The organism is Aldersonia kunmingensis (assembly GCF_001646865.1).
Classification (GTDB): domain Bacteria; phylum Actinomycetota; class Actinomycetes; order Mycobacteriales; family Mycobacteriaceae; genus Aldersonia; species Aldersonia kunmingensis.
The window spans coordinates 1-19,797 of record NZ_LRRB01000204.1; the positions used below are offsets into that span (position 1 = coordinate 1).

14 protein-coding genes and 2 pseudogenes are annotated in these 19,797 nt (G+C 66.9%); 9 read left to right on the plus strand and 7 right to left on the minus strand.

Features of this window, described 5'->3' with window-relative positions; all coding sequences use genetic code 11:
- A pseudogene (locus tag A8G08_RS27515) lies at positions 1-413 on the plus strand (hypothetical protein); the annotation flags it as partial.
- A gap of 5 nt (positions 414-418) precedes the next feature.
- Here the strand turns inward: A8G08_RS27515 and A8G08_RS15965 are convergent.
- On the minus strand, positions 419-1,330 hold the full coding sequence (locus tag A8G08_RS15965) for an alpha/beta fold hydrolase (protein ID WP_068276009.1): 912 nt from the start codon (positions 1,328-1,330) through the stop codon (positions 419-421).
- Between the two features lie 36 nt (positions 1,331-1,366).
- Here A8G08_RS15965 and rarD point away from each other — a divergent pair, with 36 nt between their 5' ends.
- Positions 1,367-2,296, plus strand: coding sequence for an EamA family transporter RarD (gene rarD, locus A8G08_RS15970; RefSeq protein ID WP_068276012.1), 930 nt, complete (start codon positions 1,367-1,369; stop codon positions 2,294-2,296).
- Between the two features lie 4 nt (positions 2,297-2,300).
- On the opposite strand, the gene A8G08_RS15975 is transcribed toward rarD, so the two are convergent.
- The gene (locus tag A8G08_RS15975; RefSeq protein ID WP_068276016.1) at positions 2,301-3,710 is read right to left on the minus strand and encodes an alkaline phosphatase PhoX; all 1,410 of its coding nucleotides are present in this window, start codon (positions 3,708-3,710) and stop codon (positions 2,301-2,303) included.
- A gap of 229 nt (positions 3,711-3,939) precedes the next feature.
- Here A8G08_RS15975 and A8G08_RS27520 point away from each other — a divergent pair, with 229 nt between their 5' ends.
- Both A8G08_RS27520 and dnaE read left to right on the plus strand, forming a co-directional pair.
- Positions 3,940-4,101 carry a DUF5302 domain-containing protein gene (locus tag A8G08_RS27520; RefSeq protein WP_169823319.1) on the plus strand — a complete coding sequence of 54 codons (162 nt, stop codon included), beginning with the start codon at positions 3,940-3,942 and terminating at the stop codon, positions 4,099-4,101.
- 98 nt (positions 4,102-4,199) lie between these two features.
- A complete protein-coding gene (gene dnaE / locus A8G08_RS15980; protein ID WP_068276042.1) occupies positions 4,200-7,736 on the plus strand; it encodes a DNA polymerase III subunit alpha in 3,537 nt (1,178 codons plus the stop codon).
- Between the two features lie 16 nt (positions 7,737-7,752).
- Here dnaE and A8G08_RS15985 read toward each other — a convergent pair whose 3' ends face one another.
- The gene (locus tag A8G08_RS15985) at positions 7,753-7,977 is read right to left on the minus strand and encodes a hypothetical protein (protein ID WP_068276018.1); all 225 of its coding nucleotides are present in this window, start codon (positions 7,975-7,977) and stop codon (positions 7,753-7,755) included.
- Between the two features lie 107 nt (positions 7,978-8,084).
- Here A8G08_RS15985 and A8G08_RS15990 point away from each other — a divergent pair, with 107 nt between their 5' ends.
- Both A8G08_RS15990 and ilvA read left to right on the plus strand, forming a co-directional pair.
- Positions 8,085-8,519 carry a nitroreductase family deazaflavin-dependent oxidoreductase gene (locus A8G08_RS15990; protein ID WP_068276022.1) on the plus strand — a complete coding sequence of 145 codons (435 nt, stop codon included), beginning with the start codon at positions 8,085-8,087 and terminating at the stop codon, positions 8,517-8,519.
- A gap of 34 nt (positions 8,520-8,553) precedes the next feature.
- Entirely contained in the window at positions 8,554-9,882 is a 1,329-nt protein-coding gene (ilvA, locus tag A8G08_RS15995; protein ID WP_157108609.1) for a threonine ammonia-lyase IlvA, read from the plus strand.
- Positions 9,883-9,885: 3 nt separating this feature from the next.
- Here the strand turns inward: ilvA and treZ are convergent, their stop codons facing one another.
- The 3 genes from treZ to glgX are packed head-to-tail and all read right to left on the minus strand — an operon-like array spanning position 9,886 to position 16,139.
- A complete protein-coding gene (gene treZ, locus A8G08_RS16000) occupies positions 9,886-11,613 on the minus strand; it encodes a malto-oligosyltrehalose trehalohydrolase (protein WP_068276024.1) in 1,728 nt (575 codons plus the stop codon).
- 18 nt (positions 11,614-11,631) lie between these two features.
- Positions 11,632-14,010, minus strand: a complete 2,379-nt coding sequence (treY, locus tag A8G08_RS16005) for a malto-oligosyltrehalose synthase (RefSeq protein ID WP_068276028.1) — start codon at positions 14,008-14,010, stop codon at positions 11,632-11,634.
- Positions 14,007-16,139, minus strand: a complete 2,133-nt coding sequence (gene glgX, locus A8G08_RS16010; protein WP_068276030.1) for a glycogen debranching protein GlgX — start codon at positions 16,137-16,139, stop codon at positions 14,007-14,009. Before glgX ends, treY begins: the two co-directional genes overlap by 4 nt.
- Before the next feature lie 92 nt (positions 16,140-16,231).
- On the opposite strand from glgX, the gene A8G08_RS16015 reads away from it, so the two are divergent.
- The 3 genes from A8G08_RS16015 (at position 16,232) to bioD (ending at position 19,516) form a co-directional block, all read left to right on the plus strand.
- Entirely contained in the window at positions 16,232-17,497 is a 1,266-nt protein-coding gene (locus A8G08_RS16015) for an adenosylmethionine--8-amino-7-oxononanoate transaminase (protein ID WP_425394566.1), read from the plus strand.
- 190 nt (positions 17,498-17,687) lie between these two features.
- Positions 17,688-18,830 carry an 8-amino-7-oxononanoate synthase gene (locus A8G08_RS16020; protein ID WP_425394565.1) on the plus strand — a complete coding sequence of 381 codons (1,143 nt, stop codon included), beginning with the start codon at positions 17,688-17,690 and terminating at the stop codon, positions 18,828-18,830.
- The gene (gene bioD, locus A8G08_RS16025) at positions 18,827-19,516 is read left to right on the plus strand and encodes a dethiobiotin synthase (protein WP_068276039.1); all 690 of its coding nucleotides are present in this window, start codon (positions 18,827-18,829) and stop codon (positions 19,514-19,516) included. The genes A8G08_RS16020 and bioD overlap by 4 nt, the downstream gene beginning before the upstream one ends.
- A gap of 26 nt (positions 19,517-19,542) precedes the next feature.
- On the opposite strand, the pseudogene A8G08_RS16030 reads toward bioD, so the two are convergent.
- Positions 19,543-19,797 (minus strand): annotated as a pseudogene (locus A8G08_RS16030) (glucose-6-phosphate dehydrogenase); the annotation flags it as partial.

Genomic DNA, 19,797 nt, shown 5'->3' on the forward strand with positions numbered 1-19,797 from the left:
TCGCAACCGTCTCGGGTGCCCGAGTTTCGGAGCTGACCTACCACGTGCCGATCCCGCGGGTGCAGACCCCGATCGTCGCGGTCGCGGTGCCGGACAACGCCGACGCTGCGATGCGATCGGCCGATGTGGCGGCCGAACGAGTGCTCGCCAATCCGGGCCGAACCGAACGCGCCGCCCAGGTTTCCGCCGTCGCGGCTGCTCGGCTCGCGGCCGGGTGCACGTGCGTGGCGGGTGCGCTGGTTCGCGCCGATACGGCGACGCTGATGAGCATCGCCCAGCGCGATCGGGTCCGCGCAGTCGAGGCGCTACCGCCGGACGCGGCCTATGGCAGGATCGCGATCACGCCCCTGCTGCCGGAGCAGGCCGACACCACCGCGCCCGGTCCGGACGACGGCGCGGTGCCCGCGCGCTGAATCCGTCAGCTCTGCAGGAACCGCAGGACCGCCTTCTCGACCACCTCGGGTTCTTCGAGTTGCAGAAAATGCCCGGCGTTCGGAATGCGCACCAGATCGCTGCCCGCCGGGAGTGAATCCCGCACGCGCGCAGTCAATCCCACCGCGAGACAGCCATCCTCGCTGCCATGCAGACACAACGTCGGCACCTGCGGGGCGTCGAAGGCGAACCGCTGCGCCTCGCGATAGCGCTCGGGTACCTGGCCTGGCCTGGCAACGGCCCGGTAATACCCCAGCGCCGCCGACCGGTTCTTCCGGGCATCGAGTGACGCGAGCACATAGCTGACGTCCGCGGCACCGTCATAGCCGCGGGACCAGCGTCGCCAGAGGAAGGGAATGAGTCGGTCCAGTGAACGCTCGGCCACCCACGGAATCTGGTTGAAGATGATGTACCAGCTGTACGTCGCCTGCTTGAGGAGCAGGCCGGCGAACTTGATCGTTTGCCACACCCCGCCGCGTGGGGGAGTCATCCCCGGGATCGGCGGAATTGCCATCGAGACCACTCGCCGAAACGGTGAACCCGGGTAAGCGCCAAGTGCATTGGCGGTAATAGCGCCCCAGTCGTGGCCGATGACGACCGCGCGCTCGTCGCCGCCGAGGGCGCGGTACACCCCGATCGCATCGTCCATCAGAGCGCCCACGTGATAGCTGCCGTCCGCGGGCAGCTTCGACGGCGCGTAGCCGCGCGTGAACGGTGCGACCACGTGCCAGCCCTGCGCCGCAAGCGCCGGACCGAGGTATCGCCATGTCCACGCGGTATCGGGATAGCCGTGCAGACACACCGCGAGGGGCCCGTCCTCGGGTCCCCAGCACAGTGCCGTCAGGGACACTTCGGGCAGGTGCACATCGATCGTGCGCGGTTGGGTCGCTAGCTCCATGCACGGCACGGTATCCCGGTACCTAGGGTGAGGGGAATGAAGCGCGCGTTCTCGGGCACCGTGTCGACGGGATTGGCCTGCGGCGCGGGTGCGTATTTCCTCTGGGGCCTGTTCCCGGCGTACTTCAGCCTGCTCGACGGGGTCGGCGCGGTGGAGGTGCTTGCCGCGCGCATAGTCTTCACCCTGGCCGTGATGCTCATTGTGCTCGCGGTGCTCGGCCGGCTCCGGGAGATGCGGGGCATCGCTGGGCGCACCTGGATGCTCGCCGCTGCGGCGTCGGCGGCGATATCGCTGAACTGGGGCACCTACGTGTACGGGGTGACCAGTGACCAGGTGGTGCAGTGCGCCCTGGGCTACTTCATCAACCCGTTGGTCAGCGTGACGCTCGGCGTCGTGTTGTTCCGCGAGCGGCTCACCCGGGCGCAGATCTTTGCCGTCGTGCTCGGTGCCGTCGCGGTCACCGTGCTCACAGTCGACTACGGCAGCCCGCCGATCATCGCGTTGACCCTGGCGTTGTCGTTCGCCACCTACGGGTTGATCAAAAAGGTGGTGCCGCTCGACCCGCTGCGAAGCCTGACCGCGGAGGGCATTGTGGCTGTGCCGTTCGCGCTCGGCTACATGGTGTTCCTCGGCATTGCCGGAACCGGTGCCTTCATCACCGATGGGTTCGGCACGACGATGCTGCTGATCGGCTGTGGGCCGGTGACCACCATCCCGCTGCTGCTGTTCGGCGCAGCGGCGCAACGGGTTCCGCTCAGCACGATGGGTCTGCTGCAGTACCTGACGCCTGCTCTGCAGATGGCGTACGGCATCACCATCGGGCACGAGTCGATGCCGGCCTCGCGCTGGATCGGCTTTGCCCTGATCTGGGCGGCACTCGCGGTGTTCAGCACCGACGCCCTGATCAGGTCCCGCCGAACGGCCCGGGTCAAGCGGGCCGACGTCGAAAACCCGGCTGTTCCTTAGCGATTCACGACGAGCCGAAGATCGCGCCGATCGGCGGGCGCCACGGGCCGGTGACGGCGAGCGTCAGGCCGGGGGACTGGATATTGACGAACAGAGTGCGTCCGTCGCCGCTGAACGCCGGCCCGCAGAACTCGCTGTCGTTGAGTTCGTTGCGTGCGATCGGGAACGATTCCCCGGCCGGGGTCACGCCAATGAGATGGTTGATGCCGTCGCCGTCCTCGGCGAGGATCAGCCCGCCGAACGGGGACACCGTGATGTTGTCCGGTCCGTCGATGTTCGTGTCCGCGGCGGGATCCGGGTTGCGGCCGAATCTCGTTTTGAGCGTGACGGTTTCGGTGCGAGGGTCGTAGAACCACACCTGCCCGTCGTGCTCGGCCGTGCTGCCGTCGCTGCTACGGGCATAGCTCGCGACGAAGTACGCGCCGCCATCGCCCCACCACTGACCCTCGAGCTTGCGGCTGCGGGTGACTTCGCCACTTCCGAACTGCTTGCGAGTCGATGTGCTCTTCGCATCGCGGTCGGGCACCGGGATCCACCGCACGCCGTAGCGGGCGCCGGGTGTCAGGGCCTCGGACAGGTCCGGCACCAATCGGCCGCCGTCGAAGCAGGCCATCGCGGCCAGCGTGCCCGCGGTCGCGTTGCCGGCGAGCCCATGGAGTGCGCCCTGGCCGCCGATGAAACCGGCGGGCGGCGTCCACCGGTAGAACAGGCCGTTGGGGCCGGTCGCGTCCTCGGTCAGGTAGATCGCGTTCGACCCGGGATCCACCGCAACCGCCTCGTGGGCGTAGCGGCCGAGGAATTTCAGGGGCACCGGGCTGCGGCCGTGGTTGGCCTGTTGGTTGCCCGGGTGTACCTCGAACACGTAGCCGTGGTCGCGGGTGAAGGCGCCGTCTCCGGCCCGCGCCTCGGTCTCCTCGCAGGTCAGCCAGGTGCCCCACGGTGTTATGCCGCCGGCGCAATTGTTCACCGTCCCGGCGAGGCTTACGTACTGCCCGAGTCGGTGGCCGTCGGGGGCGATGGTGGCGGTGGTTGTGCCGCCACGGGCGCCCGGGTCGTAGGTGAGGCCCTCGAGGGTGGGCACGCCGAACGGTTCGTCGCTGCCGATTTCGTGGTTGGTCACCACCGTCGAGCCGAAGACGCCATTGGCGTCTGGATCGCTCGGCACCGGGGTGCCGTCGTCGAGCAGGGTCTGTCCGGACTGCGAGACCACCCGGTAGGTGAAGCCGGGCGGCAGAGCGAGGATGCGGTTCGGGTCGGGCAGCAGCGGTCCGTAGCCGAGCGCATTGCGCGGTGCGGCCCCGGCGGCCGCCGGGTGCGCGAGAACGTCGACGCTTCCGGCGAACGCCACCACGAGTCCGCCGAGTGCCGTTCGTTCCAGAAACCCGCGACGGTTCAGTCGTCCGCTGCCGGCCATGAGTGGTCCCGCCTCGTATCGGTCGGTACAAATTCGGGACGTTAGAGCGACATCGGACGGAATCGATGGCGGATTCGTGGCCCGCGGGTGAACGGTGTGAGAATTCGTGGCACGGCCGAGATGCGCCGGTCCGCCGTGGTCGTGGCGCGGGGCCCCGGAAATTCGGGCGCGCGTGGCGGGCCGGCGGCGTAGGTTCGGCGAGGAGTAATCGAGAGGGAGGAGGCAGTTCATGGCTGCCGATGACGACACCAAGAAGCGCTTCAAGGAAGCTCTGGACCGCAAGAACCACCAGAACAAGAACGGCGCCTCGCACCTGGACGGGAACGCCAAGGCGGACCACGCCCAGGGTTCCGCGTCGCACAAGCGGGAGTTCCGCCGCAAGTCCGGCTAAGTACCACAAGGCCACATTCGTCACACCCCCGCGTGGCACCCTTCGGTGTCGGCAGTGACGCCTAAACTCGCTAAGACGCCGACACCGGAGGAATGGCCTTGGCAGACTCGTTCGTCCACCTGCACAACCACACCGAGTACTCGATGCTCGATGGTGCGGCCAAAATCACGCCGATGTTCGACGAGGCGCGCCGGCTGGAGATGACCGCGGTGGGCATGTCCGACCACGGCAACATGTACGGCGCGGCCGAGTTCTATCGGACCGCCAAGAAATTCGACATCAAGCCGATCATCGGCATCGAGGCCTACGTCGCGCCGGCCTCGCGCTTCGACACCAAGCGCGTGCTGTGGGGCGATCCGAGCCAGAAGTCCGACGACGTCTCGGGCAGTGGTTCCTACACGCACATGACGATGGTCGCGGAGAACGCGACCGGCCTGCTCAACCTGTTCAAGCTCTCCTCGCTCGCCTCGATCGAGGGGCAGCTGGGCAAGTGGGCCCGCATGGACGCCGAACTCGTCGCCCACCACGCCGAAGGCATCATCGCCACCACCGGCTGCCCGTCCGGTGAGGTGCAGACCCGCCTTCGGCTCGGCCACGAGCGCGAGGCGCTCGAGGCGGCCGCGAAGTGGCAGGAAATCTTCGGCAAGGAGAACTACTTCCTCGAGCTGATGGATCACGGCCTCGATATCGAGCGCAGGGTCCGTGAGGGCCTGATCGAGATCGGCCGCAAGCTCGACATCCGGCCGCTCGCTACCAACGACTGCCACTACGTCACCAAGGACGCCGCGCAGAACCACGAGGCGCTGCTCTGCATCCAGACCGGCAAGACGCTGTCCGACCCCACCCGGTTCAAATTCGACGGCGACGGCTACTACCTCAAGTCGGCCGCCGAGATGCGCGCGATCTGGGATGACAATGTGCCCGGCGCCTGCGATTCGACGCTGCTGATCGCCGAGCGCGTGGAGTCCTACGACGCGGTGTGGGAACACCGCGACCGGATGCCGATCTTCCCGGTCCCCGAGGGCGAGGACCAGGATTCCTGGCTGCGCAAGGAGGTCGATCGGGGCCTCGATCGACGTTTCCCGGACGGCGTACCGGACGAGTACTACACCCGGGCCTACTTCGAACTCGATGTCATCAAGCAGAAGGGCTTCCCGGCCTACTTCCTGGTGGTCGGTGACCTCATCAACCACGCTCGCGAAGTCGGCATTCGCGTCGGCCCCGGCCGTGGCTCGGCAGCGGGGTCGCTCGTCGCGTTCGCCCTCGGCATCACCAATATCGACCCGATCCCGCACGGCCTGCTGTTCGAGCGGTTCCTCAACCCGGAACGCCCCTCCGCGCCCGATATCGATATCGACTTCGACGATCGCCGGCGCGGCGAGATGGTCCGCTATGCCACCGAGAAGTGGGGATCCGACCGCGTCGCGCAGGTCATCACCTTCGGCACCATCAAGACCAAGGCCGCGATCAAGGACTCCGCCCGAGTTCAGTTCGGCCAGCCCGGTTTCGCGATCGCGGACCAGATCACCAAGGCGCTGCCGCCGCCGATCATGGCCAAGGACATCTCCGTGTCGGGTATTACCGACCCGAACCATGAGCGGTACAAGGAGGCCGCCGAGGTCCGTGCGCTGATCGACTCGAACCCCGATGTCGCCAAGATCTACGAGACGGCGCTCGGGCTCGAGGGTCTGATCCGCAACGCGGGCGTTCACGCCTGTGCGGTGATCATGTCCTCGGAGCCGCTGATGGACGCGATTCCGGTCTGGAAGCGCGCGCAGGACGGCGCCATCATCACCGGCTGGGACTACCCGTCGTGTGAGGACATCGGCCTGCTCAAGATGGACTTCCTGGGTCTGCGCAACCTCACCGTCATCGGTGATGCCCTGGACAACATCAAGGCCAACCGCGGCGTCGACCTGGACATGGACCACCTGCCGCTGGAGGATCCGGCGACGTACGAATTGCTCTCGCGCGGAGACACACTCGGGGTTTTCCAGCTCGACGGTGGACCCATGCGAGACCTGCTCCGCCGCATGCAACCCACCGGCTTCAACGACATCGTCGCCGTGCTCGCGCTGTACCGCCCGGGTCCGATGGGCATGAACGCGCACAACGATTACGCCGATCGCAAGAACGGCCGCCAGCCGATCAAGCCGATTCATAAGGAGCTCGAGGAGCCGCTGCGCGACATCCTCGCCGAGACGTACGGCCTGATCGTCTACCAAGAGCAGATCATGTTCATCGCGCAGAAGGTTGCCGGCTACTCGATGGGCCGAGCCGACGCGTTGCGCAAGGCAATGGGTAAGAAGAAGCTCGAGGTGCTCGAGGCCGAGTACGAGGGCTTCCTCGAAGGCATGACGAGCAACGGGTTCTCGCAGGCAGCGGTGAAGGCGTTGTGGGACACGATCCTTCCGTTCGCCGGATACGCGTTCAACAAGTCGCACGCCGCCGGGTACGGCCTGGTGTCGTTCTGGACGGCCTACCTCAAGGCGAACTATCCGTCCGAGTACATGGCCGGCCTGCTCACCAGCGTCGGGGACGACAAGGACAAGGCGGCGGTGTACCTGGCCGACTGCCGTCGCCTCGGCATTACCGTGCTCCCGCCCGATGTCAACGAGTCCGAGCTGAACTTCGCCTCGGTGGGTGAGGACATCCGGTTCGGGCTGGGCGCGGTCCGGAACGTCGGTTCGAACGTGGTCACCTCGATCATCAACGCGCGCAAGGAAAAGTCGCCCTTCACCGATTTCTCCGACTACCTCAACAAGATCGATGCGCTGGCCTGCAGCAAGAAGGTCACGGAGTCGTTGATCAAGGCAGGCGCCTTCGATTCGCTCGACCACCCGCGCAAGGGCCTGCTTCTCGTGCATTCCGATGCCATCGACGCGGTGATGGGCACCAAGAAGGCCGAGGCAATCGGTCAGTTCGACCTGTTCGGCGGCGGCGATGCCGACGATGCGGTGGCGGGTGTGTTCGACGTCAAGATCCCCGTCGAGGAGTGGGATACGAAGCACCGACTGGCACTCGAGCGGGAGATGCTCGGACTGTACGTGTCCGGCCATCCGCTCAACGGTGTCGAGCATGTGCTCGCGGCGCAGGCTGATACGCAGATCCCGAGCATTCTCGAGGGTGATGTGAAGGACGGCGCCCAGGTGGTTGTCGGCGGCATTCTTGCCTCGGTGAACCGTCGGATCAACAAGAACGGATTGGCCTGGGCCTCAGCACAATTGGAAGACCTCACCGGCGGTATCGAGGTGCTGTTCTTCCCGCAGTCGTACTCGGTCTACGGCATGGACATCGCCGAGGACGCGGTCGTGCTGGTGAAGGCGCGGGTGTCGGTGCGCGACGACCGGGTGTCCCTGATCGCCAATGATCTTGCGGTGCCCGACCTTTCGGCGGTCGGCGTTGCGAAGCCACTCGCCGTGAGTATTGCTACGCGAGTGTGCACGCCGGACAAGGTGAGCGCGCTCAAGCGTGTGCTGAGCAGCCATCCCGGTACCTCGGATGTACATCTGCGCCTGCTGAGTGGGGACAAGGTGACGCTGCTGAAGGTGGATGACAGCCTTCGGGTCACGCCGTCCTCGGCGCTGATGGGCGACCTGAAGGCGCTGCTCGGGCCGAGTTGCCTGGCCACTTGAGCCGGGCCGTCCGCGACTAGCTGAGTGGGTTGTTGCGCCCGCGGACGAGGCCGGCGACCCACAAACCGGTCGCGACGGCGGCGCTGGTGAGGACGGCGGCCTGCGCGGAGCCGGTGACGAGCACGACGACGAGCAGCGTCAGCAGGCCCGCCGCGAGCGCCTCGAGCTTGAACAGCGGCCACACCGTGCCGGCGAGCTCGATACCTGCGGCGCGCTGGGCTGGGCGCTCCACCGTGGTCATGCTGTCAGGGTATACGCACTCATGAGTTCGGGCTACCGAAACTCTGAGTTTCGAAGACGAAAATTCAGGTCAGGAATGCTGCCCGCGAATACTTCGTTGCACTGGCTATGCCACTCACCGGAACTTACGAACCCAGTCCCTCCGCATGGGCACGGGAACAGGCCGAGAACTTCGAACGCTCCGAGGGCCGCGAGGCCAACACGATGAAGGGCGTGCCGATCATCCTGCTCACCACGAAGGGCGCCAAGACCGGCAAGCTGCGTAAGACCCCGCTCATGCGCGTCGAGCACGAGGGCGAGTATGCGGTCGTTGCCTCGCTGGGTGGGGCGCCCAAGCACCCGGTCTGGTACCACAACGTCATTGCCGAACCGCATGTCGAATTGCAGGACGGCGCGGATCGCCGCGACTACACCGCGCGCGAGGTCCACGGTGACGAGCGCGAGCTGTGGTGGAAGCGGTCGGCGCAGGTTTGGCCGGACTACGACAACTACCAGACCAAGACCGACCGGGTGATCCCGATTTTCGTGCTCACCCCGAGGTAACCCCGGATTCCCGGCTCGCCCGCCAGGTGGCAGCATGTGGCAGGTGGCCGAAACGCAAGACGTGACGAAGTCGACGGAGTCCGCCGCAGCTGTGAGCGCGGCGGACATCGATGCCGCGACCGCGCGGATTTCGCCGGTCATTGCCGCGACACCGTTGCAATACAACGACCGGCTTTCCGCTGCGACCGGAGCGAACGTCTTCCTCAAGCGCGAAGACCTTCAGGTCGTGCGTAGCTACAAGCTGCGCGGCGCTTACAACCTGATGGTGCAACTCAATTCCGAGGAGCGCGCCACCGGGGTGGTCGCGGCCAGCGCCGGCAACCACGCCCAAGGCGTGGCGTTCGCATGCCGGACGATGGGTATCGAGGGGCGCATCTACGTGCCGCACAACACGCCCAAGCAGAAGCGCGACCGAATCGCCGTGCACGGTGGAGAGTTCGTCGAAGTCATCGCAGTGGGGGATACCTTCGACGACGCCGCAGAGGCTGCGCGCGCCGATGCCGCGAGCACCGGGGCGGTCATGGTGCCGCCGTTCGACGACCCGCGAACCGTCGCCGGTCAGGGCACGATCGCGGTCGAGATCCTCGATCAGCTCGGCCGCGCACCCGATCTGATGGTGATTCCGGTCGGTGGTGGTGGCTGCCTGTCCGGTGTCGCCACCTACATGCGGGAGCGCGCGCCGCAGACCACGATCCTCGGTGTCGAGCCGGCGGGAGCGGCGTGCATGATCGCGGCGATCATGTCCGGCGGTCCCGTGACGCTGCCCGAGATCGATCCATTCGTCGACGGCGCCGCGGTGCGCCGTGCCGGTGCCGTCACCTACGCCACGCTCACCGGTCTCGGCGCGCGGGCGGGCCAGGCGACTGGCACTCCCGGCGAACTCCTGCTCGAGCATGTCGACGAGGGTGCAATTTGCACCGCGATGCTCGAGCTGTACCAGAACGAGGGCATCATCGCCGAGCCCGCCGGCGCCCTGTCTGTCGCCGCATTGCCGCACGCCCCAATCGAGCCCGGTTCCACCGTGGTCTGCCTGGTCTCCGGCGGCAACAACGACGTGTCCCGCTACGGCGAGATCGTGGAGCGCTCACTCGTGCACCTCGGGCTCAAGCACTACTTCCTCGTCGACTTCCCGCAGGAGCCGGGCGCTCTGCGCCGCTTCCTCGACGAGGTGCTCGGGCCGGACGACGACATCACCCTGTTCGAGTACGTGAAGCGCAACAACCGTGAGACCGGTGCGGCGCTCGTCGGCATCCAGCTCGGTTCGCGGGACGGGCTCGAACCGTTGCTGGAGCGGATGGAGAAGTCGCGGCTGCAGATCGAACAGCTCGAGCCCGGCTCGCCGGCCTACCGCTACCTCACCTGAGCGTTACTGCTCGAGCACCACGAACGAGTGCCCCGGCACGAGCGTGGCCGTTGTCGTGTCGTTCGAGCGGACCGGCTCCCACCACAGCAGTGGTGTGCCGCCGACCGGAACCGTCACCGCGTCCGGGCGGAGGTTGCACACCACGCGTAAACCGCCGCGGTGCAGCACGATCCAGCGCTCGTCCTCGTCGTACGTCACCGCGAACTCGGTCAGCCACGGCTCGGTGATCTCCGCACGCGATCTCCGCAGGGCGATCAGGTCCCGATAGCAGGCCAACAGGCGGGCGTGTCGTTCCGTGGCGAGCTCGGACCAGTCGAGCTTGGAGCGCAGGAACGTTTCCGGGTCCTGCGGGTCGGGGACGTCGTCGGTGTTCCAGCCGTGCTCGCCGAACTCCGCCTTGCGTCCCTTGGCGGTTGCCTCGGCCAGCTCCGGCTCGGGGTGGGAGGTGAAGAACTGAAACGGTGTGCTCGCGCCCCATTCCTCGCCCATGAACAACATCGGCGTGAACGGCGACAGCAGCGCCAGCGCCGCCTTCACCGCGAGTTGGCCGTCGTTCAGATACTCGCTCGGCCGGTCGCCGATGGCGCGATTTCCCACCTGGTCATGGGTGTAGGTGTAAGCGAACAGCGAGCTTGCCGGGATGTGCGCGATATCGAGTGGGCGCCCGTGCACCCGGCCGCGAAAGCTGGAATATGTTCCGGCATGGAAGAACCCGTGTCCGAGGGTGAACGCGAGGCATGACATCGACCCGAAATCGCCGTAGTAGCCCTGTCTTTCGCCGGACACCGCGGCATGGATCGCATGGTGCACGTCGTCGTCCCACTGCGCATTCAAACCGTAGCCGCCTGCGGCGCGCGGAGTGATGAGCTTGGGATCGTTGAGATCGCTCTCCGCGATCAGCGTCAGCGGGCGGCCGACCTGGGTGGACAGCGCCTCGGTGCGGATCGCGAGTTCTTCGAGCAGATGCACCGCCGTGGTGTCCACGAGCGCGTGCACCGCGTCGAGGCGCAGTCCGTCGATATGGAAATCCCGCATCCAGCGCAGCGCGTTCTCGATGATGTAGTGCCGCACTTCGGCCGACTGTGGACCGGCGAGATTCACCGTCTGACCCCAGGCGTTGTGGCCCTCGGTGAGGTAGGGGCCGTAGCGGCCCAGATAGTTCCCCGACGGCCCGAGATGGTTGTAGACCACGTCGAGGAGCACGGCCAATCCGCGCCGGTGGCAGGCATCGACGAAGCGCTGCAGTCCATCCGGGCCGCCGTAGCTCTCGTGCACGGCGTACCAGAGCACGCCGTCATAGCCCCAGTTGTGTGTGCCGTTGAACGCGTTCACCGGCATGATCTCCACGAATGTCACGCCGAGGGAGGCCAGATGGTCGAGTCGCTCGATCGCGGAGTCGAACGTGCCCTCGGGGGTGAAAGTCCCCATATGCAATTCGTAGACGACGCCGCCAGGCAACTGCCTGCCGGTCCAGTCGGTGTCGGTCCACGCCGCGGGGTCGAGCGTGTGCAGTTGTGACCGTGCGTGAACGCCGTCCGGCTGGCGCGGTGAGCGCGGGTCCGGCAGCACGGTCTCGTCGTCGTCGAGTAGAAATCCGTAGCGCGCGTTGAGTGGTGCGGGCGCCTCGGCGCGCCACCAGCCATCGTCGCTGCGGTGCATCGGGTGGACGGTGCCGTCCACCTCTACCCGAACTCGCGACGGAATCGGTGCCCACACCTCGAAGACCGTCATAAGCCCCTCACTCGGTGCTCAACGTTGGGCGTCGCGAACGAGTAGCGCGACGGGGAGATCGGCGAAGAGGTCCACCGCGCGAGCCCGGGCGGAGTAGCAGTGCCCGGTCAGCCGGTCCGTCCAGCGTCCTTCCGGCAGCGTGAGAACGGTGTCACGCCAGCCGGTTTCGGCGATTTCGACGGTGTGCCGCGAGGTGGCGACGAGGACCTGCGCATCGAGAGCCCCGGTCTGCGTCGCAACTCCGCGGGCGTAGGCGATCACATGATCGGCGGCCGCACCCTCGCCGAGTATCGGTGCATAGCCACCGCCGATGAAGCATTCCGGCCGGTCGCGGCGCAACCACAGTGAATGCGCGACAACCCACAGCTTCGCGCGCCCGGTGCCGTCGAGCGGCGGTCGAGCCGTCAGCGAGGTGAGCACGTCGGCGTGCGCGGCGAAGTCGACGGGGCGGCGGTTGTCCGGGTCGACGAGGCTGTCCTCCCACAACTCGGTGCCCTGGTACAGATCCGGGATGCCCGGCGCGCACAGCTGCAGCAATTTCTGTGCAAGTGCGGCCGACCAGATGTGCGGCTCGAGTTCGGCAGCCAGCTCGCCGATCTCGGCCCCGACCGGGCCGTCGAGGACGGCGTCGATCCACTCGTGGACGCTGCCCTCGAACTCGGCTGCGGGGTCGTCCCAGTTCGTTTTGCGCCCGGCTTCGCGGATGGCCTTCTCTGCGTAGGCATGCAACCGCTCCCGCAATTGGCGGTTGGGCGGGCTGTCCAGCGGCCACACACCGAACATGTTCTGCAGCAGAAACATTGCGGTCAGTCCGTCGGGACTCGGGGTGAGTTTCTCCCACTCGACGACCTTGTCGGCCCACCGTTGCGCGATCTGCGAGAGGACGCCGATGCGGGCGCGCACATCCTCGCCGCGTTTGGTGTCGTGGGTCGACAACGCTGTCATGGCCGACGGCCACCGGGTGGCGCGCTCGGCGTTAACGAAGTGGAACTCCGAGAGGGTGCGGCCGAAAGTTCCCGGCGAACCGCCGACCTCCTGCAGCGACACGAGGCGCGCGGTGCGGTAGAACAGGCAATCCTCCACCGATTTCGCGGTGACCGCTCCACATATCTGGTTGAACCGCGCGGCTGACACGCCACCGGCGAGCAGGGCCCGGGTGATGACCGAAAGTGGCTGCGCCAGAGCGGGAGTGCGTCGCTCGGTTGCGCCGGTGATGCGGGCGAGGAGTCCTGCGAGCGGCCCGTAGTCCGTGCGATAGACGGGGATGTTGGCAAGCAGTTCGACCAGCGCCGCGGTCAGTTGCACGACACCGCATTGCGATGGTGCCTCGCGACGGATCGCCGCGAGGAGGCGGCGTACATCCGGTGCGAGCGCCGTCTGGAGGACAGCGTGCTTGATGCGGATCTCGTTGTCGTGCAGCCACGTCGCGTCGCCCGGGGCGGCGGTCATCGTGGTGGACAACTCGGTGAGTGCCATCTCGCCCGCGCGGTCCACGAGCACCCCGCCGAACACGGCGAGCGCGTCGTAGCCGGTGGTGCCGTTCACCGGCAGCGCCGGGTCGAGCGGCTCATGCTCGGCGAGGATCTTCTCCACGAGCAACAACCGGTCCGGGCCGAGTAGGGTGCGCAGCCAGCGCAGGTACTTCGCGGGTTCGGCGAGACCGTCGGGATGATCGACGCGAACGCCGTCGATGAGATCCTCGCCGATCCACCGTGCAATCTCGCGGTGCGTGGCCTCGAAGATCCGCGGCGTTTCCTGCCGGACGCCGGCGAGGTCGTTGATCGTGAAGAAGCGGCGGTAGGTGGAGATGCCGGACTGCCACGGCACGAGCCGGTAGGTCTGCCGGTCGTGAATGCGGATCGGATCGTCGTCGTCGGTACCCGGCGCGATGGGAAAGTGCATGTCGTACAACGTGAGTGTCGGCTCTGCCCCGGAGCGGTCGACAGTCAGCGACCCGAGATCCGACGCGCTGCCCAGGACCGGTAGGGCAAGGGAGCCGTTCGCGCCGTTGTCCGGGCGCCAATCGATGTCGAACCACTCGGCATACGCTGATTCGCGCCCATGCTTGAGGACGTCCCACCACCACGGGTTCTGTTGCGGGTCACCGACACCGAGGTGGTTGGGCACGATGTCGACGATCAGCCCCATGCCGCGTGCTCGTGCGTCGGCCGCTAGGGAGCGCAGTGCGTCGAGTCCACCGAGCGCCGCCGACACCGACGTGGGGTCGGTGACGTCATAGCCATGAGTCGATCCGCGTGCGGCCGTCAGGATGGGGGACAGGTAGACGTGAGTGACGCCGAGCCGTTGCAGGTAGTCGAGCAGGCCGCGGGCGTCGTCGAGCGTCAGCGCGTCGGGGCGCAACTGCAGCCGGTAGGTGCTGAGGACCTGGGTTGTCATGCGGTACGTCGCAGCACGAGCAGGGACCTGCCCTTCACCGGAACCTCGGCACCGGATTCGTGGACGTTGCCCGACAACCCGTCCGGTACGGCGGTGTCGATGGCAACGGTCCACTCCGTCCCGTAGTCGGCCGACGGCAGCGTGAAGTCGAGAGCCTCGTGGTGGGCGTTGAAGCACAGCACGAACGAGTCGTCCACGACCCGCTCACCGCGTTGATTCGGTTCCTGGATTCCCTCGCCATTGAGAAATACCGCGAGCGACTTGCCGAACCCGCTGTCCCAATCCTCGGGCGTCATCTCCTCGCCCGATGGAGTGAACCAGGCAATGTCACGCTGCTGGTCCCGGGATCGGATGGGCCTGCCGTCGAAGAACCGGCGCCGGCGGAACACCGGATGCTTGCGCCGAAGGGCGATAACGTTGCGGGTGAAATCGAGTAGATCCGAGTTCTTTTCGCTCAGCGACCAGTCCATCCAGGACAGTTCCGAATCCTGGCAGTAGACATTGTTGTTGCCCTGCTGGGTGCGGCCGAGTTCGTCGCCGTGCGCGACCATCGGCGTGCCCTGGCTCAGCATCAGCGTCGCGAGGATGTTGCGGCTCTGCCGCCCGCGCAGCTCGAGCACCTCGGGATCGTCGGTCGGGCCCTCGACCCCGCAGTTCCAGGACCGGTTGTGGCTCTCGCCGTCGCGGTTGTCCTCGCCGTTGGCCTCATTGTGTTTCTCGTTGTAGGACACCAGGTCTCGCAGCGTGAACCCATCGTGGGCAACGACGAAATTGATACTCGCCGAAGGCCGGCGCCCGTCGTCCTTGTAGAGATCCGAGGAGCCGGTGAACCGGGAGGCGAACTCGCCCAACGTTGCCGGCTCGCCACGCCAGTAGTCGCGCACAGTGTCCCGGTACTTCCCGTTCCACTCCGTCCACAGGCCGGGGAAATTGCCCACCTGGTAGCCGCCCTCGCCGACATCCCAGGGCTCCGCGATCAACTTGACCTGGCTGACAATCGGATCCTGTTGTACGAGATCGAAGAACGCCGACAGCCGATCGACGTCGTGCAGTTCGCGTGCCAGCGTGGAGGCGAGATCGAAACGGAACCCGTCCACGTGCATCTCGGTCACCCAGTAGCGCAGCGAATCCATGATCAGCTGCAACGTGTGCGGGTGCCGCGCATTGAGGCTGTTGCCGGTCCCGGTGTAATCCATGTAGTGCTCGGGGTCGCCATCGACGAGCCGGTAGTAGGCCGCATTGTCGATACCGCGGAAGCCGATCGTCGGCCCGAGGTGATTGCCCTCGGCGGTGTGGTTGTAGACCACGTCGAGGATTACCTCGATGCCCGCCTCGTGGAAGGTGCGCACCATCGCCTTGAACTCGGAGACCGTCGCGCCCGGCTTAACTGCCGAGGAGTAGTCGGTGTGTGGCGCCAGGAACCCGAAAGTGTTGTAGCCCCAGTAATTTCGCAGTCCCTTGTCGAGCAGGATCTGATCCTGCAGGAACTGGTGCACGGGCATGAGTTCGATTGCGGTGACGCCCAGCGACTGCAGGTGGTCGATTATCACGGGATGCGCGAGACCGGCATAGGTGCCGCGCAATTCGGCCGGCACGCCCGGGTGGGTGGCCGTCATGCCTTTGACATGCGCCTCGTAAATGACGGTCTCGTGATAGGGCCGCTTGGGCTGGCGGTCCGACGCCCAGTCGAAGAATGGGTTGATCACCACCGTGGTCATCGTGTGGCCGAGCGAGTCGATCCCATAGGTATGCAGCGACTCGTGACCGTCGAAGCTCCCGTCGAAGGCCTTCCCGTACGGGTCGAGCAGCAGCTTGCTCGGATCGCAACGCAGTCCCTGCTCCGGGTCGAACTCGCCGTAGACCCGGTATCCATACCGTTGGCCGGGCACCACAGCGGGCAGGTACGCGTGCCAGACGAAGCCGTCGACTTCCTCGAGCGGCACCCTCGATTCGGTGCCGTCCCGGGCGATCAGGCACAGCTCGACCCGATCCGCGACCTCGGAGAACAACGAGAAGTTGGTGCCCGCACCGTCGTACGTGGCGCCGAGCGGGTAGGCGTGGCCAGGCCACACTCCGAGCGGGCCGGTCTCCGCGGTTTCGGGAGTCGAGTCGGACACGGGCGGAGTCATACCCAGAACATTAACGCCGTATCCGAGCGTGTGCGGGGCCGGGAAGTGGCGATTGTGATCGGTCGTACTGTGGTGCGGTGACCACCGTCAAAATGACGTCCGAGCAGGTCGCGGCGATCGATGCCGCGCACGTCTGGCACCCCTACGGCGCATTCCCCCCGTCGACGACGCCGCTGGTGGTGGAGAGCGCGCAAGGGGTCCGGCTGCGCCTCGCGGACGGTCGCGAGGTGATCGACGCGATGAGTTCGTGGTGGGCCGCCGTGCACGGCTACCGCCATCCGGTGCTCGACGCCGCGCTCCTCGAGCAGGCGCAGAAAATGAGCCACGTCATGTTCGGTGGTCTCACCCACGAGCCCGCCGCGCGCCTGGTCGAGCTGCTGGTGGAGCTCACGCCGGCCGGGCTGGACAAGGTGTTCCTCGCTGATTCGGGATCCATCTCGGTCGAGGTCGCGATCAAGATGGTGCTGCAGTACTGGCGCAGCCTCGACCGGCCCGCCAAGAAGCGGCTCGTGACCTGGCGCGGCGGCTATCACGGCGACACGTTCACGGCGATGAGCGTGTGCGACCCGGACGGCGGCATGCACTCGCTGTGGAACGACGTGCTGACCGAGCAGATTTTTGCGCCGCGCCCGCCGGTCGAGTTCGACGCCGATTACGTCGCCACATTCGAGGCATTGGTGGCCGAGCATGCCGATGAGGTCGCCGCGGTGATCGTCGAGCCGGTCGTGCAGGGCACCGGCGGGATGCGCCGCTACGACCCGCGGTACCTCACCGAGCTGCGCCGCATCTGCGACGCGAATTCTGTGCTGCTGATCTTCGACGAGATCGCGACCGGATTCGGCCGTACCGGCGAGCTGTTCGCCGCCGACCACGCGGGGGTTGCCCCGGACGTGATGTGCGTCGGCAAGGCGCTGACCGGCGGATATATGACGCTCGCCGCGACGATCTGCACCTCCGAGATCGCCGAGACCATCAGTGCAGGCCACGGCGGACTGATGCACGGCCCGACATTCATGGGCAACCCGCTGGCTTGCGCGGTGGCGGTGGCATCGATCGAACTGCTCCGCTCGCGGGACTGGCGAGGCGAGGTCGCGAACATCGAGGCCGGGCTGCGGTCCGGCCTCGCCCCAGCGCGGGAGATCGCGGGCGTCGCAGATGTCCGGGTGTTCGGAGCGATCGGTGTGATCGAAATGGCCGAGCCGGTGAACATGCAGGCCACCACCGATGCGGCCGTCGCCGCGGGCGTGTGGCTGCGCCCGTTCGGGAAGCTGATCTACACGATGCCGCCGTTCATCAGCACCGATGAGGACATCGCCACCATCTGCGCGGCGATGATCGCGGCGGCGCGTGCGGCCTGATCGCGCGCCCTCTCGCAGGATCGCTCACCCTCCTGCTCGTGATCACGGTCCGGCGGCACTCCCACCCGAGTTGATCACGAGCATGTGGCCCCTGTCAGGGCGCTTTTACGGGCCATTTGCTCGTGATCACTGCGGGACGTGCGTGGGCCCAGCCTTACACCTTGAACACCGTTCAAGTATGCTTCCGACCGTGGATCGCGACCATGATGTGCTCAGTTGGCTCGATGAGAGTGCCGACGAGCGACGTGCTGCCGGTGTGCATCGTGTGTTGCGCCCGCGTACGGCCGGGTCGACTCTGATCGATCTCGCGTCCAACGATTACCTCGGCCTGATCCGGCACCCCGATGTCATCGAGGGTGCGATCACGGCCGTCCGCCGCTGGGGGACCGGCTCGACCGGCTCCCGCTTGGTTACCGGCACCACCGCGGAGCACGAACTGCTCGAGCGTGAGCTAGCCGAGTTCGTGGGCGCCGAGTCCGCGCTCGTCTTCGCCTCCGGATACGCGGCGAACCTGGGTGTTGTGACCGCGCTGTCGGGCCGCGAGGCGCTCATCGTGTCCGACGCGGGTAGCCACGCATCGCTTGTCGACGCCTGCCGGCTGTCGCGCTCGCGGGTGGCCGTGGCACCGCACGGAGATCTCGAATTCATCGAACGCACATTGGCGCAGCGCACCGAGCGTCGTGCGCTTGTGCTGACCGACTCCGTCTTCAGCGCGGACGGCGATCTCGCCGATCTGCGCGAACTGCACCGCATCACCCGGGCGCACGACGCGGTCCTCATCGTCGACGAGGCGCACGGCATCGGTGTGCGCGGAGACGGCGGGCGCGGTCTTGTGCACGAACTGGGCCTCGCGGGCGCGCCGGACATCGTGGTCACCGCGACACTGTCCAAATCCCTTGCCGCGCAGGGTGGAGCGGTGCTCGCGACCGAGCGGGTGCGCACGCACCTGATCGATACCGCGCGCACCTTCATCTTCGACACCGGCCTCGCGCCCGCAGCCGTCGGTGCCGCGCGTGCGGCTCTCGGCGTGCTGCGCCGCGAGCCCGAACGTGCACGGGCCGTGCTCGAGCGAGCCGCAGATATCGCGCGGATCGCCGGCGTTCCTGCACCGGAATCGGCTGTCGTCTCGGTCATTCTCGGCGATCCGCAGCGGGCCTACGAAGCGTCCGTTGCTTGTCGCGAGCAGGGCCTGAGCGTCGGGTGCTTCCGGCCGCCGTCGGTGCCCGCGGGTACCTCCCGCCTACGCCTCACCGCGCGGGCCAACATCACGGCCGATGAACTGGCCCGCATCGAAGCTGTTCTCGCAGACGTGCTTTCACCCGCCGCGCGATGAGCGTCCTCGTCGTCACCGGTACGTCGACCGATGTCGGCAAGACCGTCGCGACCGCTGCGCTCGCAGCCGTCGCTCTCGCCGCCGGCAAGTCTGTGGCGGTGTGCAAACCTGCGCAGACCGGGGTCGCGCTGGACGAGCCCGGCGACCTCGCCGAAGTGGTCCGCCTGTCCGGCGTTGCGAACACCGTTGAGCTGGTCCGCTACCCGGATCCGCTCGCTCCCGATACCGCCGCCCGCCGCAGTGGGATTCCGATGCTCGAGCAATCCGAGGTGATCGACGCGGTTCGTGAACTCGATGAGCAGTTCGACGTCACCATTGTCGAGGGCGCGGGCGGTCTGCTGGTTCGCTTGGGCGAGAACGGCTTCACGCTCCTCGATGTCGCGGCGGAGCTCGCGGCGCCCGCCGTTGTGGTTGCAGCAGCGGGGCTCGGCACGCTGAATCACAGTGAGCTGACGGTCAACGCGCTACGTGATCGCGGCGTCGAATGCCCCGGTCTGATCGTCGGTGCCTGGCCCGCGGAACCGGACCTCGCGTCGCAGTGCAATGTCGACGACCTGCCGGCGGTGACCGGGGTGCCCGTGGTCGGCACTATTCCCGAGGGCGCCGGTCGGCTCGCGCCCGAGGAGTTCGGCACCGCGGCCGCCGGTTGGATCGAAAAAGACTGGGCAGCAGCTATTTTCGGCTAGCCCTGCGTTTTCAAGACACGGTTGCGTCAGTACACCTCCTCGGGCCCGCCTTCCTTCGCCCGCCAGGTCCGCTCGAACGGTAGCCGCCAGGCGTGCGGCGCGATCAGCTGATGAATCGCATTGGGTCCCCACGATCCCGGCGGGTACGCGCGCACGGGCGGCGGGTCGTCCAGCAGGGGAGTGGAACGCTCCCAAAGACTTTCGATGCCCTCGGCAGTGGTGAACAGGGTGTGGTCACCGCGCATCGCATCGAGCAGCAGGCGCTCGTAGGCCTCGAGAAC

What these genes read in the sequence shown, in the direction of transcription:
- A8G08_RS15965 (WP_068276009.1), bottom strand. Translation starts at nt 1,330, where the DNA reads ATGGAGCTAGCGACCCAACCGCGCACGATCGATGTGCACCTGCCCGAA.
- rarD (WP_068276012.1), top strand. Translation starts at nt 1,367, where the DNA reads ATGAAGCGCGCGTTCTCGGGCACCGTGTCGACGGGATTGGCCTGCGGC.
- A8G08_RS15975 (WP_068276016.1), bottom strand. Translation starts at nt 3,710, where the DNA reads ATGGCCGGCAGCGGACGACTGAACCGTCGCGGGTTTCTGGAACGAACG.
- A8G08_RS27520 (WP_169823319.1), top strand. Translation starts at nt 3,940, where the DNA reads ATGGCTGCCGATGACGACACCAAGAAGCGCTTCAAGGAAGCTCTGGAC.
- A8G08_RS15985 (WP_068276018.1), bottom strand. Translation starts at nt 7,977, where the DNA reads ATGACCACGGTGGAGCGCCCAGCCCAGCGCGCCGCAGGTATCGAGCTC.
- A8G08_RS15990 (WP_068276022.1), top strand. Translation starts at nt 8,085, where the DNA reads ATGCCACTCACCGGAACTTACGAACCCAGTCCCTCCGCATGGGCACGG.
- ilvA (WP_157108609.1), top strand. Translation starts at nt 8,554, where the DNA reads ATGTGGCAGGTGGCCGAAACGCAAGACGTGACGAAGTCGACGGAGTCC.
- treZ (WP_068276024.1), bottom strand. Translation starts at nt 11,613, where the DNA reads ATGACGGTCTTCGAGGTGTGGGCACCGATTCCGTCGCGAGTTCGGGTA.
- treY (WP_068276028.1), bottom strand. Translation starts at nt 14,010, where the DNA reads ATGACAACCCAGGTCCTCAGCACCTACCGGCTGCAGTTGCGCCCCGAC.
- glgX (WP_068276030.1), bottom strand. Translation starts at nt 16,139, where the DNA reads ATGACTCCGCCCGTGTCCGACTCGACTCCCGAAACCGCGGAGACCGGC.
- A8G08_RS16015 (WP_425394566.1), top strand. Translation starts at nt 16,232, where the DNA reads ATGACGTCCGAGCAGGTCGCGGCGATCGATGCCGCGCACGTCTGGCAC.
- bioD (WP_068276039.1), top strand. Translation starts at nt 18,827, where the DNA reads ATGAGCGTCCTCGTCGTCACCGGTACGTCGACCGATGTCGGCAAGACC.